Source organism: Trinickia violacea (assembly GCF_005280735.1).
Lineage (GTDB): Bacteria > Pseudomonadota > Gammaproteobacteria > Burkholderiales > Burkholderiaceae > Trinickia_A > Trinickia_A violacea.
Map to the genome: position 1 here is coordinate 4,127,799 of NZ_CP040077.1, position 26,870 is coordinate 4,154,668.

At 64.4% G+C, this 26,870-nt stretch carries 24 protein-coding genes; 5 read left to right on the forward strand and 19 right to left on the reverse strand.

The window, feature by feature from the left end; all coding sequences use genetic code 11:
* Positions 1-225: 225 nt before the first annotated feature.
* The gene (gene eda / locus FAZ95_RS18825; protein WP_137333829.1) at positions 226-867 is read right to left on the reverse strand and encodes a bifunctional 4-hydroxy-2-oxoglutarate aldolase/2-dehydro-3-deoxy-phosphogluconate aldolase; all 642 of its coding nucleotides are present in this window, start codon (positions 865-867) and stop codon (positions 226-228) included.
* A gap of 19 nt (positions 868-886) precedes the next feature.
* The gene (edd, locus tag FAZ95_RS18830; protein ID WP_137333830.1) at positions 887-2,752 is read right to left on the reverse strand and encodes a phosphogluconate dehydratase; all 1,866 of its coding nucleotides are present in this window, start codon (positions 2,750-2,752) and stop codon (positions 887-889) included.
* Positions 2,753-3,088: 336 nt separating this feature from the next.
* Here edd and FAZ95_RS18835 point away from each other — a divergent pair, with 336 nt between their 5' ends.
* Complete coding sequence (locus tag FAZ95_RS18835) at positions 3,089-3,931, forward strand: MurR/RpiR family transcriptional regulator (RefSeq protein ID WP_137333831.1); 843 nt, start codon at positions 3,089-3,091, stop codon at positions 3,929-3,931.
* Between the two features lie 24 nt (positions 3,932-3,955).
* On the opposite strand, the gene FAZ95_RS18840 is transcribed toward FAZ95_RS18835, so the two are convergent.
* The 9 genes from FAZ95_RS18840 to FAZ95_RS18880 form a co-directional block, all read right to left on the reverse strand.
* A complete protein-coding gene (locus FAZ95_RS18840; RefSeq protein ID WP_137333832.1) occupies positions 3,956-4,372 on the reverse strand; it encodes a CopD family protein in 417 nt (138 codons plus the stop codon).
* 23 nt (positions 4,373-4,395) lie between these two features.
* Positions 4,396-5,676 (reverse strand): glutamate-5-semialdehyde dehydrogenase, encoded by a 1,281-nt coding sequence (locus tag FAZ95_RS18845; protein WP_137333833.1) that lies wholly within the window; start codon positions 5,674-5,676, stop codon positions 4,396-4,398.
* Positions 5,677-5,870: 194 nt separating this feature from the next.
* Positions 5,871-6,983, reverse strand: a complete 1,113-nt coding sequence (gene holA, locus FAZ95_RS18850) for a DNA polymerase III subunit delta (RefSeq protein WP_137333834.1) — start codon at positions 6,981-6,983, stop codon at positions 5,871-5,873.
* 38 nt (positions 6,984-7,021) lie between these two features.
* Positions 7,022-7,573, reverse strand: coding sequence for an LPS-assembly lipoprotein LptE (locus FAZ95_RS18855; protein ID WP_137333835.1), 552 nt, complete (start codon positions 7,571-7,573; stop codon positions 7,022-7,024).
* A 66-nt stretch (positions 7,574-7,639) separates the two neighbouring features.
* Positions 7,640-10,237, reverse strand: coding sequence for a leucine--tRNA ligase (leuS, locus tag FAZ95_RS18860; protein ID WP_137333836.1), 2,598 nt, complete (start codon positions 10,235-10,237; stop codon positions 7,640-7,642).
* A gap of 198 nt (positions 10,238-10,435) precedes the next feature.
* A complete protein-coding gene (locus FAZ95_RS18865) occupies positions 10,436-10,879 on the reverse strand; it encodes an ExbD/TolR family protein (RefSeq protein WP_137333837.1) in 444 nt (147 codons plus the stop codon).
* 41 nt (positions 10,880-10,920) lie between these two features.
* The gene (locus tag FAZ95_RS18870) at positions 10,921-11,631 is read right to left on the reverse strand and encodes a MotA/TolQ/ExbB proton channel family protein (RefSeq protein WP_137333838.1); all 711 of its coding nucleotides are present in this window, start codon (positions 11,629-11,631) and stop codon (positions 10,921-10,923) included.
* 50 nt (positions 11,632-11,681) lie between these two features.
* Complete coding sequence (gene dapB / locus FAZ95_RS18875; RefSeq protein WP_137333839.1) at positions 11,682-12,479, reverse strand: 4-hydroxy-tetrahydrodipicolinate reductase; 798 nt, start codon at positions 12,477-12,479, stop codon at positions 11,682-11,684.
* A 127-nt stretch (positions 12,480-12,606) separates the two neighbouring features.
* Positions 12,607-13,458 carry an outer membrane protein assembly factor BamE gene (locus tag FAZ95_RS18880; protein ID WP_175425703.1) on the reverse strand — a complete coding sequence of 284 codons (852 nt, stop codon included), beginning with the start codon at positions 13,456-13,458 and terminating at the stop codon, positions 12,607-12,609.
* 161 nt (positions 13,459-13,619) lie between these two features.
* On the opposite strand from FAZ95_RS18880, the gene fur reads away from it, so the two are divergent.
* Positions 13,620-14,048, forward strand: a complete 429-nt coding sequence (fur, locus tag FAZ95_RS18885) for a ferric iron uptake transcriptional regulator (protein WP_137333841.1) — start codon at positions 13,620-13,622, stop codon at positions 14,046-14,048.
* Between the two features lie 109 nt (positions 14,049-14,157).
* Here the strand turns inward: fur and FAZ95_RS18890 are convergent, their stop codons facing one another.
* The 3 genes from FAZ95_RS18890 to FAZ95_RS18900 form a co-directional block, all read right to left on the reverse strand.
* Positions 14,158-14,664 (reverse strand): ureidoglycolate lyase, encoded by a 507-nt coding sequence (locus FAZ95_RS18890; RefSeq protein ID WP_137333842.1) that lies wholly within the window; start codon positions 14,662-14,664, stop codon positions 14,158-14,160.
* Between the two features lie 10 nt (positions 14,665-14,674).
* Positions 14,675-15,685: an allantoicase gene (gene alc / locus FAZ95_RS18895; protein WP_137333843.1), complete on the reverse strand. Its 1,011-nt coding sequence runs from the start codon at positions 15,683-15,685 to the stop codon at positions 14,675-14,677.
* Between the two features lie 100 nt (positions 15,686-15,785).
* Entirely contained in the window at positions 15,786-17,120 is a 1,335-nt protein-coding gene (locus FAZ95_RS18900; protein WP_137333844.1) for a C4-dicarboxylate transporter DctA, read from the reverse strand.
* Positions 17,121-17,324: 204 nt separating this feature from the next.
* Here FAZ95_RS18900 and FAZ95_RS18905 point away from each other — a divergent pair, with 204 nt between their 5' ends.
* Entirely contained in the window at positions 17,325-18,101 is a 777-nt protein-coding gene (locus FAZ95_RS18905; RefSeq protein WP_175425643.1) for a FadR/GntR family transcriptional regulator, read from the forward strand.
* Positions 18,102-18,222: 121 nt separating this feature from the next.
* Here FAZ95_RS18905 and gap read toward each other — a convergent pair whose 3' ends face one another.
* A complete protein-coding gene (gene gap / locus FAZ95_RS18910; RefSeq protein WP_137333846.1) occupies positions 18,223-19,233 on the reverse strand; it encodes a type I glyceraldehyde-3-phosphate dehydrogenase in 1,011 nt (336 codons plus the stop codon).
* A 105-nt stretch (positions 19,234-19,338) separates the two neighbouring features.
* Positions 19,339-21,369, reverse strand: coding sequence for a transketolase (gene tkt, locus FAZ95_RS18915; protein ID WP_137333847.1), 2,031 nt, complete (start codon positions 21,367-21,369; stop codon positions 19,339-19,341).
* A gap of 435 nt (positions 21,370-21,804) precedes the next feature.
* Here tkt and FAZ95_RS18920 point away from each other — a divergent pair, with 435 nt between their 5' ends.
* A complete protein-coding gene (locus FAZ95_RS18920) occupies positions 21,805-22,221 on the forward strand; it encodes a VOC family protein (RefSeq protein WP_137333848.1) in 417 nt (138 codons plus the stop codon).
* Between the two features lie 17 nt (positions 22,222-22,238).
* On the forward strand, positions 22,239-22,979 hold the full coding sequence (locus FAZ95_RS18925; protein ID WP_137333849.1) for a 16S rRNA (uracil(1498)-N(3))-methyltransferase: 741 nt from the start codon (positions 22,239-22,241) through the stop codon (positions 22,977-22,979).
* A gap of 118 nt (positions 22,980-23,097) precedes the next feature.
* Here FAZ95_RS18925 and FAZ95_RS18930 read toward each other — a convergent pair whose 3' ends face one another.
* The 3 genes from FAZ95_RS18930 to FAZ95_RS18940 form a co-directional block, all read right to left on the reverse strand.
* Complete coding sequence (locus FAZ95_RS18930; RefSeq protein WP_137333850.1) at positions 23,098-23,658, reverse strand: barstar family protein; 561 nt, start codon at positions 23,656-23,658, stop codon at positions 23,098-23,100.
* A gap of 16 nt (positions 23,659-23,674) precedes the next feature.
* Positions 23,675-24,097, reverse strand: a complete 423-nt coding sequence (locus tag FAZ95_RS18935; RefSeq protein ID WP_137334636.1) for a ribonuclease — start codon at positions 24,095-24,097, stop codon at positions 23,675-23,677.
* Between the two features lie 358 nt (positions 24,098-24,455).
* The gene (locus tag FAZ95_RS18940; protein WP_137333851.1) at positions 24,456-26,753 is read right to left on the reverse strand and encodes an NADP-dependent malic enzyme; all 2,298 of its coding nucleotides are present in this window, start codon (positions 26,751-26,753) and stop codon (positions 24,456-24,458) included.
* Positions 26,754-26,870: the final 117 nt, after the last annotated feature.

The following is a 26,870-nucleotide window of genomic DNA, read 5'->3' on the forward strand; positions in this document are numbered from 1 at the left end:
GGCGCGAAACGGCGCGCACAACGATCGCTAGCGTACAACGCGCCGCACCTCGCCACGACGCGGCAAAGCGTTCTTGCCTTGCGAATGCAAGAACGCTGAATTCTACTTTTGATTAATCTTTGAGGATAGAACCGGTTCCATAAGCAAAAACCCTCACCAAACCGGGCAAAAAGCCCGTTTGGGAGGGTTTTGAGATGAAACCTGGCTCGCGGAAACGCTGCGAGGTCAATTGCGATGCGCGGCGAGCTCGGTGGCGGCGTGCGCGAGGCGGGTCACTTCGTCCCAGTTTTGGGCGGCGAGCGCGGACTTCGGCGTGAGCCAAGATCCACCGACGCAGACCACGTTCGGCTGCGCCAGGAAGGTCGGCGCAGATTCCGCGGTAATGCCGCCCGTCGGGCAGAACTTCAGCGTCGGGAACGGCCCGTAGAACGCTTGCAGCATCGGCACGCCGCCCGCCTGCTGCGCGGGGAAGAACTTGACGATCTCGTAGCCGAGCTCCATCGCGACGATGATGTCCGACGGCGTCATCACGCCCGGCAAAAGCGGCAGACCGGCGTCCTGCGCGGCCTGGTGCATCTCCTTGGTGAGCCCCGGCGACACGCCGAACTGCGCGCCGGCCTTCTTGGCGAGCGCGCACTGCGCGGGCTTCGTGATCGTGCCGACGCCGACGACGATATCGGGCGCCAGCTGGCTCGCGCGCTCGATCGCTTGCAGCCCGGCCTCCGTGCGCAGCGTGATTTCGAGCACCTTCACGCCGCCTGCGTGGAGCGCGCGCGACACGTGCTCGCCCTGCTCGGCCGAGTCGAATGCCAGCACCGGAATCACAGGACCCAGACGTACGATTTCGCTAACCGTCTTCATTTGCATGCCTCCTTATGGGTGTGCGTCATTGACGTACATGAGCCGCTTGTTCAGCCGTCTCGCCGACGAGCGGACCGAACACCGAAGCGCCCATTTCCGCCGGCGCCGCGGCCGAACGGAAGACGCCGAACAATTCGCGGCCGAAGCCGACTTCGTTTTCCGCCTGATGCGCGGGCGCGGCCACTTCGCGTGCGGCCCATTCGTTCGCATCGACCTCGACGTCGAGCACGCCCGCTTCGGCGTCGATCACGATCGTGTCGCCCGTGCGGACCTTGCCGAGCGGGCCGGCCAGCAGCGCCTCGGGCGAGACGTGGATCACCGCCGGGACTTTGCCCGACGCGCCGGACATGCGCCCGTCGGTGACGAGCGCAACGTGGAAACCTTGATCCTGCAACACGCCGAGCAGCGGCGTCAGCCGGTGCAGCTCCGGCATGCCGTTCGCACGCGCGCCCTGGAAGCGCACCACGGCGACGAAATCGCGCTTCAGCTCGCCGTTGTCGAACGCCTCCTGCACAGCTTCCTGCGAATCGAAGACGATCGCCGGAGCCGTCACCTTGCGATGATCGGGCGAGACTGCCGAGATCTTGATCACGCCGCGCCCGAGCTTGCCTTGCATCAGGCGCAGGCCGCCGTCCGCCTGGAACGGCTCGCCGATCGGGCGCAACACGTTGGCATCCCCGCTCTCGGCGACGCCCGGCACCCACTTCAATTGGCCGTCGATCAGCTTCGGCTCCTCGGTGTAGTGCGCAAGCCCCTTGCCGGCGACCGTCGTCACGTCGTCGTGCAGCAAGCCGCCTTCCAGCAGATTGCGGATCAGGAATGCCATGCCGCCCGCGGCGTGATAGTGGTTCACGTCGGCCTTGCCGTTCGGGTAAATCTTCGCGAGCAGCGGCACGGCTTGCGAGAGCGCGTCGAAGTCGTCCCAGTCGATCACGACGCCGGCCGCGCGTGCAATCGCGACGAGGTGCAGCGTGTGATTGGTCGAGCCGCCCGTCGCGAGCAGCGCGACGATGCCGTTGACGATCGACTTTTCATCGATGACGTGACCGATCGGCGTGTAGTTGCCGCGCTCGGCGGTGAGATCGAGCACCCGGCGCGCGGCGGCGGCCGTGAGCGCGTCGCGCAGCGGCGTGTGGGGGTGAACGAACGCCGAGCCCGGCAGATGCAGGCCCATCACCTCCATCAGCATCTGGTTGCTGTTCGCGGTGCCGTAGAACGTGCAGGTGCCGTGGCCATGGTAAGCGGCCGATTCCGCCTCGAGCAGCGCATCGCGTCCCACTTTGCCCGTCGCGAACTGCTGGCGGATCTTGGCTTTGTCATCGTTCGACAGGCCGCTCGTCATCGGACCGGCGGGCACGAAGATCGTCGGCAGATGGCCGAACTGCAGCGCGCCGATCAGGAGGCCCGGCACGATCTTGTCGCAGATGCCGAGGCACAGCGCCGCGTCGAACATGTTGTGCGTGAGCGCGACGGCCGTGCTCATCGCGATCACTTCACGCGAAAAGAGCGACAGCTCCATGCCTGCGTTGCCTTGGGTGACGCCGTCGCACATCGCCGGCACGCCGCCCGCGAATTGCGCGACGCCGCCGTTTTCGCGCGCGGCCTGCTTGATGATGTCGGGGTACGTGATGTACGGCGCGTGCGCGGACAGCATTTCGTTGTACGCCGACACGATGCCGATATTCGGCTGGCGGATCTGCTTGATGACGAGCTTGTCGTTGCCTTCGAGGCCCGCGAAACCGTGTGCGAGATTCGCGCACGACAGCGCGCCGCGTGCCGGGAAGCGGCCCTGCGCGGCGTCGATGCGCGCGAGATAGGCCGCGCGCGTCGGCTTGCTGCGTTCGACGATGCGCTTGGTGACGGTGGTCAGCGTGGAATGCGGCGAGGCCATGGACAGACGCTCCTGAGAGTCCGCGCGGCAGCGAGGCGCGCGAGTAGATGGGATCGTGAGGACGGCCGCAAGTTCGACCGGAAGTCAGGAGTTTAGTAGAAAAACTACATGCAATCAATCAGGATGTGAGGGGATTGTGGAACTGCCTTATACCGGCATTGTGGCGCTCGGCTGACCAATGTCGCTGCCTCTTCGCTTGTGCGGCGCACCATAAAAGAATCGGACCGTCATGCGGCTGCGGAAGCGGCCACACCTGAATATGTAGATTTTCTACACAAAAACGACGATACTCTATCGAACGATTTCGCCTCGCCGCGCGCCGCGGCTACGCCCACCATGCTCTCTAGAATCGAATCGATGCGTGCGCAGTTGCGCCCATCCGAACGCAAACTGGCCGACTACGTGATCGACGCCCCTCGCGAGGTGCTCGATCTCGCGATGACCGAGCTCGCGGAACGCGCGGGCGTCAGCCAGCCGACGATCGCGCGCTTTTGCCATGCGCTCGGGTGCAGCGGTTTTCGCGAGTTCAAGATCCGGCTGGCGCAAAGCATCGCGCACGGCGTGCCGTCGGTGTATCGCGACGTGCGCCCCGATGAGCCCGCGCCGGGCGTGATCGCCAAGGTCTTCGACCGGACGATCGGCGCGCTGATCGAAGTGCGCAACAGCCTGTCGACGGACAGCATCGCGGCAGCAATCGACTTGCTCGCGCATGCGTCGCGCATCGAGTTCTACGGCGCGGGTGGGTCTGGAATCGCCGCGCAGGATATCCAGCATAAGTTCTTCCGCCTGGGCATCCCCAGCGTGGCCTACGCCGATCCTCATACTTATTCGATGTCGGCGGCGCTACTGGGCGCGGGTGATGTTGTCGTGACGATCTCCAACACGGGCCGCACGCGCGACATCGTCGACGCCGCGCGCTCGGCGCTCGCGTGCGGCGCGAAGGTCGTCGCGATTACACACAGCAACTCGCCGCTCGCGCAGATCGCGACCGTGAGTCTCTCCGCGAATATCGCCGAAGAGGCGGATGTGTTTTCGCCGATGACATCGCGTATGTCGCATTTGGCGATCGGCGATATTTTGGCGGTGGGGGTGGCACTGCAGCGCGGCCCCGAGCTTGTCGACAAACTGGGGAAGGCCAAGGAGACCATTACGCGCAGGCGGATTGGCGCGGGGACATAGGCGGGTAGCGCCTGACTTTCCCACTCAGAACGGCTTCAGCACCACCAGCGCCACCGCCGCCAGCATGCCCAGCACCGGCAGCTCATTGAAGAAGCGGTACCACTTGTCCGACCGGCGGTTCTCCCCGCGCTCGAACGCAGCCAGCAAATGCCCGCAGTACGCGTGATAGATCACGAGCAGCACGACCACGCCGAGCTTCGCATGGATCCACCCCTGCCCGCGACCGATCCCGACCACGAGCCACAGCCACAGCCCGCACGCGATGGCCGGCACCGCGATGAGCGTCATGAAGCGATACAGCTTGCGCGCCATGACGAGGAGCCGCCGCACCGCGGCCGGCTCCGTTTCCATGGCGAGATTCACGAAAATGCGCGGCAGATAGAACAAGCCCGCAAACCAGGAAGCGATCAGAACAATGTGAAAGGTCTTGATCCAGAGCATCGGACGGCCTGAGTTCGTTTTTCTTATTGACGCGCTTCGCCATGCCCAAGCACGACGTACTTCAGCGAAGTGAGCCCGTCGAGGCCCACGGGCCCGCGCGCGTGCAATTTGTCATTGGAAATGCCGATCTCTGCGCCGAGGCCGTATTCGAAGCCGTCGGCGAAGCGCGTCGAGGCGTTCACCATCACGCTCGCGGAATCGACCTCGCGCAGGAAACGCATCGCGCGGTCGTGGTCTTCGGTGACGATCGCGTCCGTGTGCGCCGAGCCGTAGGTGTTGATGTGCTCGATCGCTTCATCGAGACCGTCGACAACCTTGATCGCGAGCACGGGCGCCAGATATTCGGTGCGCCAGTCCTCTTCGGTTGCATCGACGAGCGAGCCAGGCGCAATCCCCGGGGCGCCGCTCAGCACGTTGCGCGCCCCCGGATCGACACGGAGCTCGACGCCCTTCTCCGCATACATCGCACCAAGCGGCGGCAGCGCCTTTTGCGCGATGTCGCGTGCGACGAGCAGCGTTTCCATCGTGTTGCAGGTGCCGTAGCGATGCGTCTTCGCGTTGTCGCAAACCTTCAGCGCCTTCGCGAGATCCGCGCGATCGTCGACATAGACGTGGCAGATACCGTCCAGATGCTTGATCATCGGCACGCGCCCTTCTTCGATGAGGCGCGCGATCAGGCTCTTGCCGCCGCGCGGCACGATCACGTCGACGTATTCGGTCATCGTGATCAGCTTGCCGACCGCCGCGCGATCGGCCGTCTCGACCACCTGCACCGCGTCTTGCGGCAAGCCAGCCGCTTCGAGCCCTTCGCCGATCAGCTTCGCGAGCGCCGTGTTGCATTCGAGCGCCTCCGAACCGCCGCGCAAAATCGTCGCGTTGCCGGATTTCAGGCACAGCGCGGCTGCATCGATCGTCACGTTCGGGCGCGATTCGTAGATGATCCCGATCACGCCGAGCGGCACGCGCATCTGGCCGACCTGGATGCCGCTCGGGCGGTACTTCAGATTGCTGATCTCACCGATCGGGTCGGGCAACGCCGCCACTTGGCGCAAACCTTCGACCATCGTCTTCAGCGCTTTGTCCGAGAGCGTCAGGCGATCGATAAACGCGGCATCGTGGCCCTTGTCGCGGGCACGCGCGACGTCGCGGGCATTCGCGTCCTTCAGCGCCTGTGCATCGCGCTCGATTCCCCGCGCGATCGCTTCGAGAGCCGCGTTCTTCGTCGCGGTGGTGGCTCGCGCCATCGCACGCGATGCCTGGCGCGCCCGGCGGCCGAGGCCGGTCATGTATTGGTCGATATCCATGGTGATTCTCGTCGTGCCGCGCGAATGCATGAGGGCACGTGCATACAAATTGGCGGAAATACAGAAACAGGCGAGCGGTCAAACGATGCCGTGCAAACCGGCGTCGCACATCGACGCTTCCATCTGAACCCGATTAGCAGTCGATTGTAGCGTGGCGCGACGCGTTCCGCTCAGCGTCGCCGGCCGGTGATTCGTCAGGCGGCGCGTCGTGCCGGCGGTCGCGGCGGCGTGCCCGATGGCGGGCGAGGCGCGGATCGGCCTGGCGCCGCAACCGTCATCGCCAGTTCGAACAGCCCGTCCCATGGGTTTGGCGGCAGCTCGTTGCGACGGTCGGACGCGGAGCCCGACAAGCCCTTGACCTGGCGATCGAGGCGCGCGGCAAGCGACAGCGCCTTCTCCAACGCGGATTCGGTCACGCGCGACAGCGCCGGCCCGACGAGCCGCTCGCGCGGTCCCCACACACGGTTCTCGCGCAGCAGCATGGCCAGCGGCTTGCCCGCCTCGACACCGCGCTTGATGCGCAGCAACGTGCGCAGCTCTTCGACGATCGCCCACAGCACCAGGACCGCCGCCTCGCCTTCGCCTTTCAATCCGTCGAGCATGCGCGCAAGCCGGCCGACATCGCCCGCTAGCATCGCTTCGTTCAGCTTGAAAACGTCATAGCGCGCGACGTTGAGGACCGCGTCCTGCACTTGCTCGAAGCTCAGCACACCTTGCGGATAGAGCAAGCCGAGCTTTTGAATTTCCTGATGCGCGGCGAGCAGGTTGCCTTCGACGCGTTCCGCGATGAATTGCAGCGCACGCCGCCCTTCTTCGCCGGCGGCGACGCGCTGGCCCTGCTGCGCCAGGCGTTGACCCACCCAGTTCGGCAGCTGCGCGCGTTCGACGGGATCGATCTTGAGCGCCACGCCCGCGTCGGCGAGCGCAGTGAACCAAGCGGCTTTCTGCGTCGCCGCATCGAGACGCGGCAGCGTGACGAGCGTCAGCACATCGGGATTGCCGGACGACGCGAGCGTCTTCAGCGCGTCGGCGCCTTCCTTGCCGGGCTTTCCCGACGGGATGCGCAACTCGACGAGTTGCCGGTCGCCGAACAGCGACATCGACTGGCTCGCGCCGAGCAGCGAACTCCAGTCGAAACCGCGCTCGACGGTGAACACCGAGCGATCGGTGAAGCCTGCTGCGCGAGCCGTCGCGCGGATGCGGTCGCACGCCTCCTGGGCGAGCAGATGCTCGTCGCCGTACACGACGTACAGGCCCGCCAGTCCCTTCGCGAGATGCGGTTCGAGAGCGTCAAGTCGCAATTGCATGAGGGCGTGCGATTAGCGATATCGAATAAAAGAACCGATCAAAGCGGCGGCGACGGCAACGGGATGCGCGGCGCAACAGAAGGCACTTGCTGCCCCGGCGCCGGATGCAGCGAGCGCACCAGTGAAAGCCGGCGCGTGAGCTGATCGACGGCATCGTTCTGCATGTCGGCAATCAGCAAATCGACCTCCGCACCCTTTGCCGTTGCGTATTGGTTGCTATACGTCATGGCCCGATTCAACGCAATCATGCTCTGCGGGATCAGAACGGTTCCATCCTTGCCGACAAGCTGGTAGCTCAGCGAATAGCTGATTTCATACTCTTCGACGAGACCCTGCGAGTTCATCGTCAGCGTGCTGACCCCACGCCCTTCCGACATCGTCAAAATCGCATCCGCATTGGCCGTCGACTCGACGACCACCGTATCGCTGCCGCCCTGCACCATGCGCGTCAGGCGCGCCGCGACCGGCGCCGGCGCGCCGGCAATGGCGAGCCGCTTGAACGCGTAGTCCTGCTGTCCGCGCAACTGGAAGCCGCATGCGGACAGCACCATCACGCTGCACGCAAGCGTCAAAAACGATCTGCGAGTCACATGACCTCCTTGGTTCGCAGTGGCGAGGCGCGCGGCGAAACCCGCCGCGCGGCACCCGGCTCATTCTTAGGCCACGATGTTCACGAGGCGGCCCGGCACGATGATGACCTTCTTCGGCGGACGGCCTTCGGCGAACTTCTCGAACATCTCGTGCGCAAGCGCGGCTTGCTCGATCGCCTCGCGCGATGCGTCCTTTGCAACCGTCAGCGCGCCGCGTACCTTGCCGTTCACCTGCAGCACGAGTTCGATCTCGGCTTGCTCGAGCGCTTGCTCGTCGACCTTCGGCCACGCCGCATCGAGCAGACCGCCGAATTCGCCGGCGTAACCGAGCTCGCTCCACAGCTGATGCGTGACGTGCGGCACAACCGGGTACAGCACGCGCAGCAAAATGCCGTACGTCTCGCGCAGCACCGCGCCTTGCGCTTCCTTCGCGCCTTCGAGCGCGTTGAGCATCTTCATCGCCGCCGAAACGACCGTGTTGTACTGCAAGCGCTGATAGTCGAAATCGGCCTGCTTCAGCACGCTATGGATTTCACGACGCACGGCCTTGTCGGCGTCCGATTGGGTCGCCGCGTCGAACGCGCCGCGCTCGCGCAGCACCGCCTGGTTCGCGAAGCCGAACCCCCACACGCGCCGCAGGAAGCGGCTCGCGCCCTCGACGCCCGCGCCCGACCACTCGAGCTGCTGCTCGGGCGGCGCCGCGAACATCGTGAAGAGGCGCGCGGTATCCGCGCCGTGCTGGTCGATCAGCAACTGCGGATCGACGCCGTTGTTCTTCGACTTCGACATCTTCTCGATGCCGCCGAGCACGACCGGCTGGCCGTCCGCGTTCAGCGTCGCGCCGACCGGGCGGCCCTTGTCGTCGTGCGAGACGGTGACGTCGGCCGGGTTGTACCAAATTTTCTTGCCCGACGCGTCTTCTCGGTAGAACGTTTCGTTGAGCACCATGCCCTGCGTGAGCAGGTTCTTCGCCGGCTCGCCGAACTCGACGAGGCCGAGGTCGCGCGACACCTTCGCCCAGAAGCGCGAGTACAGCAGGTGCAGAATCGCGTGCTCGATGCCGCCGATGTATTGGTCCATCGGCATCCAGTAGTCGGTGCGCGCGTCGACCATCGTCGCCGCGTCGGGCGACGCGTAGCGGTAGAAGTACCACGACGAATCGACGAAGGTGTCCATCGTGTCGGTCTCGCGCTTGGCCGGTGCGCCGCACTTGGGACACGTGCAGTTCACGAACGCGGCCGATTTCGCGAGCGGGTTGCCGGTGCCGTCCGGCACGAGGTCTTCCGGCAGCACGACGGGCAGGTCCTGTTCCGGCACCGGCACGTCGCCGCAGGCCGGGCAGTGGATGATCGGGATCGGGGTGCCCCAGTAGCGCTGGCGCGAGATGCCCCAATCGCGCAGGCGCCAGGTGATCTGCTTGTCGCCGAGCTCGAGCGACTTGAGATCGGCGGCGATGGCGTCGACGGCCGCGTCATAGCCCATGCCGTCGTACTTGCCGCTCGCCACGCACACACCGCCGGCCGTCTTGTCGCCGTACCACTCTTGCCACGCGTCGGTCGAGTACTGCTGGCCTTCGAGCGCGATGACCTGCTTGATCGGCAGACCGTATTTCTTCGCGAACGCGAAATCGCGCTCGTCGTGCGCCGGCACACCCATCACCGCGCCTTCGCCATAGGTCATCAGCACGTAGTTGCCGACCCACACCTCGACCGGCTCCTGCGTCAGCGGATGCTTGACGAAAAAGCCCGTCGCCATGCCCTTCTTTTCCATCGTCATGACGTCGGCTTCCGCGACGCCGCCGCGTTTGCATTCGTCGACGAACGCTTGCAGCTCGGGCTTGCCTTTCGCAAGATGCGTGGCGAGCGGATGCTCGGCGGCCACGGCGCAGAACGTGACGCCCATGATCGTGTCCGCACGCGTCGTGAACACGCGCAACAGCTTGTGCTCGCCGTCGAGTTCGTACGGGAAGCCGAAGTTCACGCCGAAGCTCTTGCCGATCCAGTTCTGCTGCATGAGCTTCACGCGCTCGGGCCAGCCGAGGCCGTCGAGGTCGTGCAGCAATTCATCGGCGTATTGCGTGATCCGCATGTAGTACATCGGGATCTCGCGCTTTTCCACGAGTGCGCCCGAGCGCCAGCCGCGGCCGTCGATCACCTGCTCGTTCGCGAGCACGGTCTGATCGACAGGGTCCCAGTTCACGGTGCCCGTTTTCTTGTACGCGATGCCCTTTTCCAGCATCTTCAGGAACAGCCACTGGTTCCACTTGTAGTACTCGGGCTTGCAGGTGGCGATTTCGCGCGACCAGTCGATCGCCAGGCCCATCGACTGCATCTGCCCCTTCATGTACGCGATGTTGTCGTAGGTCCACTTCGCGGGCGGCACGCCGTTGGCCATCGCAGCGTTTTCGGCGGGCATGCCGAACGCGTCCCAGCCCATCGGCATCAGCACGTTGAAGCCGTTCATCCGCAGATAGCGGTACATCACGTCGTTGATCGTGTAGTTCCGCACGTGCCCCATGTGCAGCTTGCCCGACGGATACGGCAGCATCGAGACGCAATAGAACTTCTGCTTACCGGCGATTTCTGCGGACTTGTAGGCATCGGCGGCGCGCCAGTCTTGCTGGGCGGCGGCTTCGACATCGGCGGGTAAGTATCTTTCTTGCATGGTGTGGTTCGGGCTGGCTGTGCGTTCACGCCCTGTTGCGCCCGGCGGTGCGGGCGGCACCGGGCGCGTTGGGTGTGGCTGTTAAATGTCGAAATGCGGTCGAAAATGCGGCTGAAATGCGGGTTCCCTGTCGCCTGACCAGCGCGGGGAAAGGGCTGATTATACCGTTCGCGCGGGATTACCCGAAGCGCCGGCCCGCTACGGATTGGCTGCGTCCGGCGCGCTCGCGCCCGGCGGTTCGGTCACGAAGCCGATGCGCTCGAGCCCCGCCTGCTGCGCCGCGCCCATCACTTGCGCGATGATCTCGTAGCGGGTCGCGCGCGCCGCGCGTAGATGGATCTCGGGCGCCTCGGCCAGCTTGCCCGCCGCGACGAACTTCGCGCGCATGGCATCGAGCGAAATCGGCTGACCGTCCCAGTAGATCTTGCCGGCAGCGTCGATCGACAGCGAAATCGTGTTCGGGGTCTGGCGCGCCGGGGCGGAGGCGACCTTCGGCAAGTCGAGCCGGATCGCGTGCGTGAAAAGCGGCGCCGTGATGATGAAGATGACGAGCAGCACGAGCATCACGTCGATGAGCGGCGTCATGTTGATGTCCGCCATCGGCGCGGCAGTCTGCTTCTTGTCGAGTCCGCCGAATGCCATGCCGTGCTCTCCGCTTGGGTCCGCTTGGGTCCAGTTTCCGCTCAGGACGCCTCGACGCGGCGCGACGCTGCCGCCTCGTGCGGCGCGGCGTCCTGCGGCGCGCAGACGTACACGTGAAGATCGTGCGCGAAACCGTCGAGCTCTTCGGACAATTGCCGCGCCATGCGCCCGAGCACGTTGTACGCTAGCACGGCGGGAATGGCGACGACGAGGCCGAACGCCGTCATGATGAGCGCCTCGCCGACCGGCCCCGCGACGTTCTCGATCATCGCCTGACCGCTCGCCGCAATGCTGCCGAGCGCGTGATAGATACCCCAGACCGTGCCGAGCAAGCCGACGAACGGCGCCGTGCTGCCGACCGACGCAAGCAGCACCTGCCCGAACTCGAGCCGCCGCTGCGACGCGGCGAGCGCCTGACGCAGCGCGCGCAGCACCCGCTCGCTGCGCTCGACGCGCGCGAGCAGCGCGCCCGGCGTGTGCACCTCGGCCGATTCGAGTGCGGCTTCGGCGAGCGGCGCGAACACGCGCTCCTTATCGGCGAAGCGCAAGGCGAGCACGCCATCGGAGAGCGTCGACGCCTGCCAGAACAGCGTGAGCGCGCGGGGCGCCTGGCGCTTCGCGCGCGCGAGCATCCAGCTTTTCACGATCAGGAAGCACCAGCTCGCCACCGACATCGCCAGCAACAGATACGCGACACCGTGCGTGACGGCGTCGCTCGTTTGCAGGTAGTGAAGAATGCCGGTGTTTGCCATCGGGGGTTAAAACGCTGTCGGGCGCCGTCAGGAATAAACGCGGGAGCGGCTCAGCGCAGGCCGAGCACGTCCTGCATGTCGTAGAGGCCGGTCTCGCGGCCCGCGAGGAAACGCACCGCGCGCAGCGCGCCTTGCGCATACGACACGCGGCTCGACGACTTGTGCGTGATCTCGATGCGCTCGCCGATGCCGGCGAAGAGCACCGTGTGATCGCCGACGATATCGCCGCCGCGAATCGCCGAGAAGCCGATCGTCGACGGATCGCGCTCGCCCGTCACGCCCTCGCGGCCATACACGGCGCAGTCCTTGAGATCGCGGCCGAGCGCCTGGGCGACCACCTCGCCCATCATCAGCGCGGTACCCGACGGGGCATCGACTTTGTGACGATGGTGCGCTTCGATGATCTCGATGTCGTAGCCGGTCGCGAACGCACGCGCGGCGAACTCGAGCAGTTTCAGCGTGACGTTCACGCCGACGCTCATGTTCGGCGCGAACACGATGCCGATTTTCTCGGCGGCGGTGTGCAGCCGGGTTTTTTGCGCGTCGTCGAAACCGGTGGTGCCGATCACGAGCTTCACGTTGTGGCGCAGCGCTGCCTCGACGTGCGTCATCGTGCCTTCCGGCCGCGTGAAATCGATCAGGTAATCGGCAGCGGCGAAGACGCGGTCGATATCGTCGGTCAGCAAGACACCCGTCTCTTTGCCGAGCAATGCGCCGGCGTCCTGGCCGAGCTGCGGAGAGCCTGCGCGATCGAGCGCGCCGGCAAGCGTGACGTCCGGGTCGTTCAAGACCGCTTCGATGAGCATCCGGCCCATCCGGCCCGATGCGCCAGCAATGGCAATTTTCATGAGCAATACACGTAAAAACGCGCGTAAAAACGACGAGTTACGACGAATGTCGATCGGCCAAGGCACCGCCCAAAGAACGAAGGCGGGCGGCACATGACGTGCGCCCGCCTGTCACTTGACCGCGTTTTCAGCCACCCGTTCCCTGCGTGCCTTGCGACGATGACGTCACCGGCTGACTGCGCGAGGAGGAACCATCGCTGCTTTGCGGGCCCGTCGGGCCCACCGGGTTGCTGTTATCCGGCTCGTTCGGCGACGGCCGGTGGAACTGGAACTGCGGCTGGCCCTGCAGCGGTGCGGCGCCCGGCGTCATGCCCGCGGTGGACGGCGGCACAGTCACCGACGGCCGGTTGGTCGGCGTCGACGTGATCTGGCCCGTGGCGCGGTTGGCAGCCTGGGCCGCCTGCGCGTTCGCGGCGGTTGCCGGCAGCGAGCCTGCCTGCGCAGCTTCGTCCGTCGGCGAGGCGACCGTCGCGAGCGGCGCCGGAGAAGCCGACGCCGACGCCGCGCTCGCAGCGCTTGCCGCGGCGGCTTGGCTGGCCTCGAGCGCCGCTTCCACGGCCTTTTCCTTCGCAGCCTTCTTCTTGCCGAGCTTGTCGCCGTCGATGTCGGCGAGCAATTCAAGATTGGACGGCAGGTTGTCGCCACCCGACCAGCTCGCGACCCGGTCGTTCTGGAAGTTCACGACGAAGTCGCGCTGCTCGACGATCGACGTCGAGCCGCGCTTGAAATAGAACAGATAGTCCCAGCGATCGGCATGGAACATGTCCGAGAGCAGCGGCGTGCCGAGCAGCGCCTTCACCTGATCCCGCGACATGCCGACCTGCATCTTCGCCGCCATTTCCGACGACACGAAATTGCCCTGGACGATGGTAATCCGGTAGGGCGTGATGGATTGCGCGATGCGCTGCGTGACGCTGTTGTAGGTCGAGCATCCCGCGAGGGCCGCCACCGCGGCGGCTACGATCAAGGTACCCCGCACGCGGCTCCCCCGGTTCAAAAGAAAATTTGGAATCATTTCACTCACCGTGCGGGCCCGCCTGGAAAGGCTGAAGAGGCCGCGCGAGTTACACCGAAGATGACCGGAACAGCAAAAACACATTACTATTAGAACCCTGCATTGTACTCTAGGGATGCCTACCGATGACCAATCCGACCGATCTCAAGAATATCGGGCTCAAGGCGACCCTACCGCGCCTCAAGATTCTCGAGATTTTTCAGCACAGTGCGGTGCGCCACCTCACCGCTGAAGACGTTTACCGAAGCCTGCTGAATGAAGAGCTCGATATCGGGCTCGCGACGGTTTATCGCGTGCTCACGCAATTCGAGCAAGCGGGACTTTTGTCGCGCAGCAACTTCGAGTCCGGCAAGGCCGTGTTCGAACTCAACGAAGGCACGCACCACGATCACCTGGTCTGCCTCGACTGCGGGCTCGTAGAAGAATTTTTCGACCCCGAAATCGAAAGCCGCCAGCAATCGATCGCCAAGGAGCGCGGCTTCAAGCTGCAAGAGCACGCGCTCGCGTTGTACGGGGCTTGCACCAAGGAAAACTGCCCGCATCGCAAGCACTGAGCGTACGAATCAAGCGTCAAGGATGCGAAAAAGCCGCCCACGGGCGGCTTTTTCGCGCTGGCCTCGCGTGTCGGCGAGGCCAGCGGCGGTGTAACGGCTTGCACCACGCTCAATGAGCGAGGACTTCGTCGAACGCCAGCCGATACGGCTCAATCAATGTGACCTCATCGCAATTCGGCTGATTGCCGCCGCGATCGACGACGATGAAGTCCCCTTCCCGCTCGAGCACGATCAGCGGATGGTGCCAGACCCCTCGAGCGTAGTTCACGCCCTGAAAGCCTTCGCCCGCGAACGCGCGCATCCGCGCCGGATCGAACTCGCCCGCGGGCGCCACGACGACGAGGTACTTCACGTCGCCAAGCGGAATGAACGCCTGACTGCCGAGCGGGTGGCGCTCCATGAGCGCGACGTCGAGCGGCAGAGAACGCGGCTGGCCGCGAAACACGTTGATGAGCGGGCGCCCGCCCGCTTCTGTCACGTCGACCGTCGCGAGATCGTGAAAGCGCTCGGTCGTGCCGCCGTTGATCGGGAAGTGCCGCGCGCCCGCGAGCTCGATGACGTCGCCGAACGGCGCGAACGCCTCGCGCGTGAGCCGTTCCACATGGAGGGTATTCATCGCTGCCTCGTTACTCGATTTCGCCCCACAGACGCAGGCGCGACACGCCGCCGTCCGGGAAGATGTTGAAGCGCACGTGCGTCACCGGACCGAGCGCGGCCAGTTCGGCCTCGAAGGTATGCACGTTGTCCATTTTGAGCGGCTGCTCGGGCAACAGCACCGGCCAGAACATGGCCTGGGTGATCAACGACTCGTCGGTGCCGCCCGCGACGCGCGCCGCCTGCAGCGAACAGCGGTCCGGGAAGTTGCCCTTGAAGTGGGCCGTATCGACTTCGACGCGCTTGATCACCCCCGGATGCGCCAGTGCGACGATCGCCCAATCATTGCCGGGCTCGCGCCGGCGCCGCGTCTCCCAGCCGTCTCCCATGTTCACGCCGCGGCCCGGCATCAGGATCGTCGAGGCGAGACCGAAGTGCTGGTTGTTCGTGGCGACCAGATATGCGCCGTTCTCCGCCGCCGCCAGATCGACCGACACGCCGCGCTCCGCACGGCTCCAATCGACCGTCGGCTGACCGTACACGCGCAACCGGGCAATGCCGCCGTCCGGGTAGATATTCACGCGCAGATGCGTATAGGGACGCACGTCCGTCACTTCGAGGTAATGGTGCTGATTGCCTTGCAGCGTCGTCGCGGGCACGATCGCGTGCCATTGGGCGTTATCGGCCGGCGTGTCGCCGTCGGCATAGCATGCTTCGATCGAAGCGGCCGGCGGGAAGTTGCCCGTGAAGTGGCTCGTATCGACATCGACGCCGTAGATCGTGCCCGGCCGCGCGAGCTTCACGATGCAGTAGTCGTAGCCGGTGGTGCGCTTGCGGCGCGTCTCCCAGCCATCCATCCACTTGCCGTGATCGTCATATTTGCCGGGGATGAAGACCGCCGGTTGCGGGTCGAGCATGCGCTCTTTCGGCGCGAAGAATTCGTCGCTCGCGAAGATCGCTTTGGCGCCGAGGCGCGGGTCGGCGAGGTTCAGGTAGCGGCGCGTGAACGAGGGGGCGTTGGGGTCGAGAGTCGGAATGGCCATGATGCGGTTGAATCTCCGGTGAATGGCGGCGGGCAAGTTCTATGGCCTGCCCGTCTGGAAACGTAAGAAAGCGGTGGGTCGCCAGGGATGCGTGGGCGGCTCAGACAGCCGGGGCCGCCGGCGCACCGTGTACGCCTTCGGTCGCGCCGCCTTCGTCGACGCCCGCAATGAAGCGCACGTCCGGCTCCTGGTTCAGCACACGATGGGCACGCACGCGGTCGATATCTTTCTCCCACACGGCGACGACCACGGTCGCGACGCAGTTGCCGATCAGATTGGTGAGCGCACGGGCAATCCCGACGAACCAGTCAACCGGCAGGATCAGCACGAGTCCGAGCACCGGGATCGCCGGAATCGCAGACAGCGTCGCGGCCAGAATCACGATCGCCGAACCGGGGATGCCGTGCGCGCCCTTCGACGTCACGAGCGAGACGAGCACCACGACGATCAGGTCATGCATCGACAGCGGCGTATTGGTGGCTTGCGCGATGAAGATGACGGCGAGCGTGAGGTAGATCGAGAAGCCATCGAGGTTGAACGAGTAGCCGGTCGGAATCACGAGGCCCACCGTCGAATCCTTGACGCCCATCCATTCGAGCTTGCGCATGACCTGGGGCAGCACGGCATCCGACGAAGCGGTGCCGAGCACGATCGACAGCTCCTCGCGCAGGTAGCGGATCATCTTGAAGATGTTGAAGCCCGCGAGCTTCATCACGATACCGAGCACGACGAACACGAACACGAAGCAGCTCGCGTAGAAGACGAGCACCAGCACGCCGAGCTGCTTGAGCGAGCCGACGCCATAGGCGCCCGTCGTGAACGCGATCGCGCCCAGCACGCCGAGCGGCGCGAGCTTGATGATGAAACCCATGACGCGGAAGAACACGTGCGAGAGCTCCTCGATCAGCGTGTTGACCTTCTGCGCCTTCTCGCCGAGCAGCGACAGCGCCGAGCCGAACAGCACCGAGAACACGAGCACTTGCAGGATGTCGCCCTTCGCGAACGCGTCGATGGCCGTGTCGGGGATGATCTTCAGCAGAAAGCCGGCCACGTCCTTGAGGCTCTTCGCGTGCTCGGTGTAGGTCGTGAGCGCGGAGGCGTCGAGCGAGTGCAGGTCGATGTTCATGCCCACGCCCGGCTTCAGGAAGTAGGCGAGCGCCGCGCCGATCACGAGCGCGATCGAGGTCATGAACTCGAAGTAGATCACCGCCTTCGTGCCGACCCGGCCGACCTTCTTCAGATTGCCTGCGCTAGCCATGCCGCTTACGACGACACAGAACACGATCGGCCCGATCACCATCTTGATCAGCTTGAGAAAGCCGTCGCCGAGGGGCCGTAGCGATTGGGCGAAGTGCGGGAAAAACGCGCCGATCACGATGCCCGCGACCAGCGCGATCATCACCCGGCCAAACAACGAATTGAAGAACTTCGACACGGCTTTCTCCAGATGAGAAGAGAAGGGATCAGTTTAACTGTTCATACTGGTCGGACCAGAGCAGTTATGCTGAATAGTAGGAAGCCGATATAGTCGCGTCAAGCCGCGCCCCAACAGTGTTTACCCGTGCCGAATCAGGCATTTCCGTTGCAGTCCAGGCCGGTTAGACCAGTTCGATTTGCATGCAGCCAGCGGAGGACTACAATGGTGGTCAGACCAGTTGGAGTGCTTAGCAAGATGAAGAACGTCACGCATACCGTCACCGACGCCGCCACCTCGACGATCCGCGAACGCATCGAATCCGGGCTCTATCCGGTTGGCAGCCTGTTGCCGGCGCAGCGGCAATTGTCGGAGGAACTGGAGATCAGCCGCGCGTCGCTGCGAGAAGCGCTGTCGACGCTCGAGGCGCTCGGCATGCTGACGATCCGCGCGGGCAAGGGTGTCTACGTGGAAAGCGCGACGGCGATGAACGGGCACGCCTGGCGCTTCGCCGATCAATCGTCGCTGCCGGACACGTATCAGATGCGCTACGCGCTCGAAGGCTTCGCAGCGCGCATGGCCGCCCTCGCGATCAGCGATGCCGACCTCGCCTGGTTCGACGACAACATGGATGCGCTGCACGCCGCGCTCACCCATGGCGACCTCGACGAAGCCTCGCAGCTCGACTTCGAGTTCCATATGCGCATCATCGGGATCGCGGGCAATTCGGCGATCGATACGGTCTTGCGCGGCAGCGCCGAAATCATGAAGGAGAGCCAGCGCCTGCCGTTCTATCAGCGCGAGTTGCTGCTGTCGACGTATCACGAGCACCGCGCCATTCTCGATGCGCTGAGAGCACGCGACAGCGAGGGCGCGGGGCGCGCGATCGAAGCGCACATCGCGGCAGCGGCTCAGCGCGCCGGGGTGCATTTTCCGACGCCGCCGCGATCGGCCGAGACGAACGAGGCGCCGCTGCCGGTTTCCGCCTCGGCTTCGCGCTGATCGAAGCGATGCGAAGAACGCCGCGCGCATAAAAAAAACCGCTCCGAGGAGCGGTTTTTTTGCGCCGGCGCAGCGGCGTTACATGCCGTGCGCCGACGCTAAAACGACAACTGAATGCCGCTTACTGCGCGTTCGCGAGCGCGACAGCCGTATCGAGCATGCGGTTCGAGAAGCCCCACTCGTTGTCGTACCAGCTCGACACCTTCACGAGACGGCCCGATACCTTGGTCAGCGTCGCGTCGAACGTCGACGAAGCCGGGTTGTGATTGAAGTCGATCGACACCAGCGGCGCCGAGTTGTAGCCGAGAATGCCCTTCAGCGCGCCTTCCGACGCTTCCTTCATGATCGCGTTGACTTCATCGACCGTCGTGTCGCGCTTGGCGATGAACGACAGGTCGACGATCGACACGTTGATCGTCGGGACGCGGATCGCGTAGCCGTCGAGCTTGCCGTTCAGCTCCGGCAGCACGAGGCCGACCGCCGATGCGGCACCGGTCTTCGTCGGGATCTGGCTGTGCGTGGCCGAGCGCGCGCGGCGCAGGTCTTCATGGTACACGTCGGTCAACACTTGATCGTTCGTGTAGGCATGGATCGTCGTCATCAGGCCGGTTTCGAGGCCGATCTTGTCGTTCAGCGGCTTGACGAGCGGAGCCAGGCAGTTCGTCGTGCACGATGCGTTCGAGATCACCGTGTGCTCTTTCTTGAGCGTCTGGTGGTTCACGCCATAGACGATCGTCGCGTCGACATCCTTGCCGCCCGGCGCCGAGATGATGACCTTCTTCGCGCCGCCCTTGATGTGCGCGCTCGCCTTTTCCTTCGTCGTGAAGAAGCCCGTGCACTCCATCACCACGTCGACGCCCAGGTCGCCCCACGGCAGCTCGGCCGGGTTGCGGTTCGCGAGCACGCGGATCTTGTCGCCGTTCACGACGAGGTAGTCGCCGTCGACCGCCACTTCGCCCGGGAACTTGCCGTGCGCGGTGTCGTATTGCGTCAAGTGGGCGTTGGTCTTCGCATCGCCGAGATCGTTGATCGCCACGAACTCGATATCGTGCTTCTTGCCGTTTTCATAGAAGGCGCGCAGCGTGTTGCGGCCGATCCGGCCGTAGCCGTTGATTGCAACGCGAATCGTCATGTTTATCTCCTGATACCTGATGGCTGAAAAAAAACTTGTCGCTTGCCTGCTGGGCGTTTGCCGGCGCGTGGGGGAACGCGCGCGGCGAACGCCATTCGTTCTTGGTTAGGCGAGCGTGGCCTTCGCCGTCGCAACCACGTGCTCGACGGTAAAGCCGAAATGCTTGAACAGCACGCCAGCCGGGGCCGATTCGCCGAACGTGTCGATGCCGACCACGCCGCCTTCCAGACCCACGTACTTGCGCCAGTAATCGGTGACGCCCGCTTCGATCGCGACACGGCGCACGCCCGTGGGCAGCACGCGCTCGCGGTACTCGGCGTCTTGCTTGTCGAAGACGTTGGCGCACGGCATCGACACGACACGCGCCGCAATGCCTTCGCGCGCGAGCGGCTCGATCGCGTTCAACGCGAGTTCGACTTCGGAGCCCGTGGCGATCAGGATGATCTTGCGGGCCGGCACGTCGTCGTTCCAATCGCGCAGCACGTAGCCGCCCTTCGCGATGTTGGCGATCTGCGCGTCGGTGCGCGGCGCGAACGCGAGGTTCTGACGGCTGAAGATCAGGGTCGACGGACCGTGATGCTCGACCGCCTGGGTCCAGGCCACCGCCGTTTCGACGGTATCAGACGGACGCCACGTTTGCAGGTTCGGAATCAGACGCAGGCTCGCGACATGCTCGATCGACTGGTGCGTCGGGCCGTCTTCGCCGAGGCCGATCGAATCGTGCGTGTACACGAAGATCGACGGCGATTTCATCAGCGCGGCGACGCGCAGCGCGTTGCGGCTGTAGTCGGAGAACGTCAGGAACGTGCCGCCGAACACCTTGTAGCCGCCGTGCAGCGCGATGCCGTTGATCGCGGCGCTCATGCCGAATTCGCGCACGCCGTAGTTGATGTGGTTGCCCCACTGGATGCCGGTCTCGCCGTTCTTCGGCGCGCGCACCGGTTTCGAAGCCTTCCAGTTGGTGAGGTTCGAGCCGGTCAGGTCGGCCGAGCCGCCGAGCAGCTCGGGCAGCACCGCGGCCAAGCCTTCGATCGCCTGCTGCGACGCCTTGCGCGTGGCGACGGTCTCGCCGCGCTCGTTCGCGCCGGCGATGATCGCTTGTGCCTTCGCAGCCCAGTCGGCCGGCAGCTGCTTCGAGACGCGGCGCTCGAAATCGGCTGCCTCCGCCGGGTACTTCGCGCGATATTGCGCAAACGCCGTGTTCCACTCGCCTTCGAACTTTGCGCCGGCTTCCTTCGCGTCCCATGCTGCGTACACTTCTTGCGGGATCACGAACGGCTCCCACTTCCAGCCGAGCGCCTCGCGCGCCGCGGCGATTTCCGCCGCGCCGAGCGCCGCGCCGTGCACGTCATGCGTGCCGGCCTTGTTCGGCGAGCCCTTGCCGATCACCGTCTTGCAGCAGATCAGCGTCGGCTTGTCCGAGACCTTCGCGCGAGCGATAGCCGCATCGACTGCATCGACGTCATGGCCGTCGATATCCCGAATCACGTTCCAGCCGTACGCTTCGAAGCGCTTCGGGGTGTCGTCGTGGAACCAGTGGACGACGTCGCCGTCGATCGAGATGCCGTTGTCGTCGTAGAGCGCGATCAGCTTGTTCAGCTTCAGCGTGCCCGCAAACGAGCAGGCCTCGTGCGAGATGCCTTCCATCAGGCAGCCGTCGCCGAGGAACACGTAGGTGTGGTGATCGACGATCTTCGCATCGGCCTTGTTGAACTCGGCGGCGAGCAGCGCTTCGGCCAGCGCCATGCCGACCGCGTTCGCGAGACCCTGGCCGAGCGGGCCGGTGGTCGTCTCGACGCCCGGCGTGATGCCGTATTCCGGATGGCCCGGGGTCTTCGAGTGGAGCTGGCGGAAGTTCTTCAGCTCGACGAGGGGCAGATCGTAGCCGGTCAGATGCAGCAGCGAGTACAGCAGCATCGAGCCGTGGCCGTTCGACAGCACGAAGCGGTCGCGGTCGGCCCAGTGCGGATTGGCCGGGTTGTGGCGCAGATGGCGCGACCACAGCGCAACCCCGATTTCGGCCATGCCCATCGGCATGCCGGGGTGGCCGGAGTTCGCTTGTTGAACGGCATCCATTGCGAGCGCGCGGATCGCGTTGGCCATCAGGGAGGTCGGGGCGGGAGACGAGGTCGTCATGTCGAGTCCGGAAAACGAGTCCAAAAAGCGGGGGGGCGGCGGACCGGATGCTCGTTTTTCAGCGGCTTCTGCAAATTCGGGCGCGCTTTCGGCGAGCGAATGGCGGCGGAACATGCCCTAAGCGGCAGAGCAAACGGACAAGGCTGCAAAGCCTGACATTCTAACAGATGGCGACGCGTATCCCCCGCCGCGCGACGGCGCCGGGAGCCTTACGCCAAGGCGCGGCTCGTACCGCCGTTCGGCCTTTTATAATCGGGCGATCGGGACCGATTTTTCAGCGCCGCCGGCTCATCACTACCGGCACGGCGCACATTGCCGCTTATGTGCCGGTTATGCGAATCGAACGCTTCGCGCCGGCTCCAATCCAACCTCACCCATTGCATGAGGCCAGAGTCAGTGCTGAAGCACCCACTCTGGCCGACACAGGAGAAACGCATGACCGCCCCGCGACCAGCCAACGTTTCATGGTTGACGCCCTACCTGACGGTGAACAATGCGCGCACTTCCATCTCGTTCTTCGAAGCGGCGTTCGGCTTCGAGCTGCGCGACAGTGTGCAGGACGACGGCGTCATCATGCACGTCGAGATGACCTACCAAGGCCAGTTGATCGTGATGTTCGCGCCCGAAGGCGCGTTCGGCTCGACGGCGAAGACGCCGAGAAATTCCGGCGCGATCGCGCCGCAGTCGTTCTATCTGTACGTCCACGACGTCGACGAAGTGCACGCGCGCGCGCTTGCCGCGGGCGCAAAGTCGCTCTCTGAGCCGCAAGACCAGTTCTGGGGCGACCGCTTCGCTCAGGTCGAGGATCTCGACGGCTACCGTTGGGCACTCGCCCGTCACCTGTCGACCTGAGCCTCTAACCTATCGTCATGCCCCGTTTCTTTATCGATTCGATCTATGCGCCCGGCGACGTCGTGACGCTGCCCGACGAAGTCGCGCGCCACGTGCAGGTATTGCGCTTGCAAGTCGGCGACGCGCTCGTCGTCTTCAACGGCCGCGGCGGCCAGAACGCCGCGCGGCTCGTCGAGATCGGCAAGCGGCAGGCGCTCGTCGAAATCGGCGAGTTTGCCGAAGTCGAGACCGAGCCGCCCTATCGCATCACGCTCGCGCAAGGCATCGCCGGCGGCGACAAGATGGACTGGCTGATCGAAAAAGCCGTGGAACTGGGCGCATCCGGGTTCGTGCCGCTGGCCGCGGCGCGCAGTGTCGTGCGTCTCACCGGCGATCGCGCGGAACGCCGCCACGCGCATTGGCAAGGCATCGTACGCGCGTCGTGCGAGCAATGCGGCCGGAATCGGTTGCCCGAAGTCGCGGCGCCCATCGAGCTCGAAGCGTGGCTCGCGAGCCTGCCCGAGCGGCCCGGCCATGGCGACTTGCGCCTGATGCTGTCGCCGCGCGCGAGCGTCCCGTTTGCCGAGCTGCCCGCCGAGGCGCCATCGGGCAGCGTGACGTTGTTGATCGGACCAGAAGGGGGCCTCACGCCCGCGGAAGAAGACGCGGCGTCCGCACAGGGCTTTCTGCCATTGGGACTCGGCCCGCGCGTGCTGCGCACGGAAACGGCGGGCATTGCCGTTCTGGCGGCGCTGGCGGCGCGCTGGGGCGGCTGGTAACAACCAGAACGGTCCCTCCAAAAGGGCTGCACGAATACAAAAGGCCCGCGCATCCGGCGGGCCTTTCTGTCTCTTCGATTAGGACTGGGACGACGCGCGGCGGCCAGTCGAAAAACGATCACGCAAACGAATAAAACACGCGGAATGCCACCTTGCGCTCAGCCCAGAATTCCGCCGCTTCACGGAACACATCGAGCAGCGTCTCGCGGCCTTCCTTGTCGAACTTCTGCGCAATCGGCAACGCCTCGAGCACGATCACGAAGCCCGGCTGCGAACCGGCCTTTTGCACCAGATCGGTCAGGCAGTCGTACAGCGCGTCGTAGTTCTTGCCGAAGTGCTTCGGAAACAAAAACGATGTCGCAATCGTTTCCAGCACTTCCTGCTTCGTCTGCGCGTTACCGCAATGCGCATACAGAAAATGCTGCTGAAGCTGGAGCGCTTCGTCGTGCAAATCCTGCACGCGAAATGCGCGAATCGACTGCACGATATTCGACCGCACCGTCTTGAAAAGACTCATAGACTCCTCGTTCGATGAAAGCCCGGGGCTGGCTTCGTCTGGGGCAGTCTGGCCGTGCTCGGCCATGCGCATCTGCATGACGCGCTGAAAAAGATTGCCGTCGCCGGCCGCGAAAAGATCCGTCGCGACCGCGGGGTCGTGCGCGTAGATGTTGTCGCTCATGCCGTTCATCCCAATATCATTCAACAATGCGTTTAAAACTGTTGTAGTGGTCGTCGGTATAGAAACAATTGTCGACCTGCTTCGGCGGGCCCCCGCAGACAATGCGGCGGGCACCGCGATTCTTCGCGCGCGGCGTAGGAACGGTGTATTCGTGATAATAGCCACGCGCTTGCCGTGGCAGCAGCCGCTCGAAGTTGCCGAATACGACGCCATCCTTCGGATACGGATAAGGCCCGCCGGCTGCAATCAAGTTCAACGTTTTGGCGGCCTCGGGCGGCAATTGCCGTACCGCGATCGTGCCTTCGATCTGCCCGGACTGCGAATAATCGCGTGCGAATGCGCTGGGGACGAAGCCCCCGGTGACAATGCCGATACTTCCAAGACTGCCGATCGCGAGGACGGCCGCGAGCGCGCCGTTGCGGAGCCACTTGCGTGCCATGAACCAGAGTTCCCGCTGATTGGATGAAGTTGACGACCACGAAAGTCGTAAGGTTATCGCTAATGACACCCGGAAGCAACGTTTGTCATTGAAATGAAAGGTTTTGCGGGCACAGCGACGCTCGCGGGTGCGACCGTTTAACGCACCCAGCCGAGTCACAAATCAAGCTATTTTTATCTCGCACAAGATAAAATAGCCACGACGGCGCTCGCTTGTGACGACGATTTGCCTCCTCGTCTTTTTGCTTTTTGCGAAACGCGCGCCGTTGGTTTCTCTCGATTGGAGCGGCAATCCTCAACTTGCTCCACGGCGTGCCCGCAATGGGCACGCCGTTTTTTTGTCGACCGGAGTTGGCGCTTTAGCGCGCTGCGCTCACGTCGGCCACGAGCAGCGCCGTCATGTTGACGATCCGGCGCACCGTCGCGGACTCGGTCAGCACGTGCACCGGTTTGGCTGCGCCAAGCAGGATCGGACCGATCGCGATGTTGTTGCCGGCTGCCGTCTTCAGCAGGTTGTACGAAATGTTCGCTGCGTCGATGTTCGGCAGGATCAAGAGGTTCGCGTCGCCTTCGAGCGTCGAATCAGGCAGCACTTCCTTGCGCAGATTCGCGTCGAGCGCCACGTCGCCGTGCATTTCGCCGTCGATTTGCAGGTCGGGCGCACGCTCTTTCAGGAGTGCCAGCGTGTCGCGCATCTTCTGCGCGCACGGCGCATTGCTCGTGCCGAAGTTCGAATGCGACAGCAGCGCGATCTTCGGCTCGATGCCGAAGCGGCGCACTTCTTCAGCCGCCATGATCGTGATTTCCGCGAGCTCTTCCGGCGTCGGGTCGACGTTCACGTGCGTATCGGCGAGGAAAATCTGGCGGCCCGGCAACACGAGTCCGTTCATCGCCGCGAACACCTTGCAGCCTTCACGCTTGCCGATGATCTGGTTGATGAAGTGCAGGTGGCGATGCGGCGTGGAGACCGTGCCGCAAATCATGCCGTCGGCCTCGCCCTTTTCCACGAGCATCGCGCCGATCAGCGTCGTGCGGCGGCGCATTTCGACGCGCGCAAGGCGCTCGCTGATGCCCTTGCGCGCCATCATCTTCGCGTAGGTCTGCCAGAAATCCTTGTAGCGCTCGTCGTGCTCGGTGTTGACGACCGTGTAATCGACGCCCGCCGTCAAACGCAGGCCGTAACGCTCGATGCGGTGCTCGATCACCGCCGGACGGCCGATCAGGATCGGCGTCGCAAGCTTCTCGTCGACGGCGATCTGCACCGCGCGCAGCACGCGCTCTTCCTCGCCCTCCGCGAACACGACGCGCTTCTTCTCGGGCACCACATTGCGCGCCTGCTGGAAGATCGGCTTCATCGTCGTGCCGCTGTGATACACGAATTGCTGGAGGTGGACCTCGTACGCCTCCATGTCTTCGATCGGCCGCGTCGCGACGCCCGAATCCATCGCCGCCTGAGCGACGGCCGGTGCGATCTTGACGATGAGGCGCGGATCGAAGGGCTTCGGAATCAGATACTCGGGACCGAACGACAGATCCTGGATACCGTAAGCTGTCGCAACGATGTCGCTCTGCTCCTGCCGCGCGAGATCGGCGATCGCGTTGACCGCCGCAATTTCCATTTCACGCGTGATCGTGGACGCGCCTGCATCGAGCGCGCCGCGGAAGATGAACGGGAAGCACAGGACGTTGTTGACCTGGTTCGGATAGTCGGTGCGGCCGGTCGCGAGCACCGCGTCCGGCCGCACTTCGAGCGCGGCTTCCGGCAGGATTTCCGGCGTCGGGTTCGCGAGTGCGAGGATCAGCGGCTTGGGCCCCATCTCCTTGACCATCTCGGGCTTGAGCACGCCGCCCGCCGACAGGCCGAGGAAAATGTCCGCACCCGGAATCGCTTCGGCCAGCGTCCGCGCGCTCGTTTCGCGCGCGAAGCGCTCCTTGTCCGGGTCCATCAGCTCGGTGCGGCCCTTGTAGACCACGCCGGCCAAATCCGTGACGAGGATGTTCTCGAGCGGCAAGCCGAGATCGACGAGCAGGTCGAGACACGCCAGCGCCGCCGCGCCGGCGCCGGACGCGACGAGCTTCACTTCGCGGATGTCTTTGCCGACCACCTTGAGGCCGTTGGTCACCGCCGCCGCAACGACGATCGCCGTACCGTGCTGGTCGTCGTGGAAAACCGGAATCTTCATGCGCTTGCGGCACTCGCGCTCGACGATGAAGCAGTCCGGCGCCTTGATGTCTTCGAGGTTGATGCCGCCGAAGGTCGGCTCGAGCGCGGCGATCACGTCGACGAGCTTGTGCGGGTCCGACTCGTTCAGCTCGATGTCGAACACGTCGATGCCGGCGAACTTCTTGAACAGCACCGCCTTGCCTTCCATCACCGGCTTCGACGCGAGCGGCCCGATGTTGCCGAGACCGAGCACCGCGGTGCCGTTCGTCACCACGCCGACGAGATTGCTGCGCGCCGTGAAGCGTGCCGCATTCAGCGGGTTCTCGACGATTTCCTCGCAGGCGTAGGCAACGCCCGGCGAATACGCGAGCGCGAGATCGCGCTGATTGATCATCTGCTTGGTCGGCGCGATCGCGATCTTCCCCGGGGTGGGGAACTCGTGATAATCGAGAGCGGCTTCGCGGAGTTTGGATTTGGCGGGATTGGTAGACATGAGGCGGTCGGTCTTGAGGGCGGATTAGAATAGCTATTCGGTCGCATTGTAGCGCCATTCAACGGCCTAATTCCTTCAATTCGGGTACAACTGCTGCGACTGAAATATGGCCAAGGC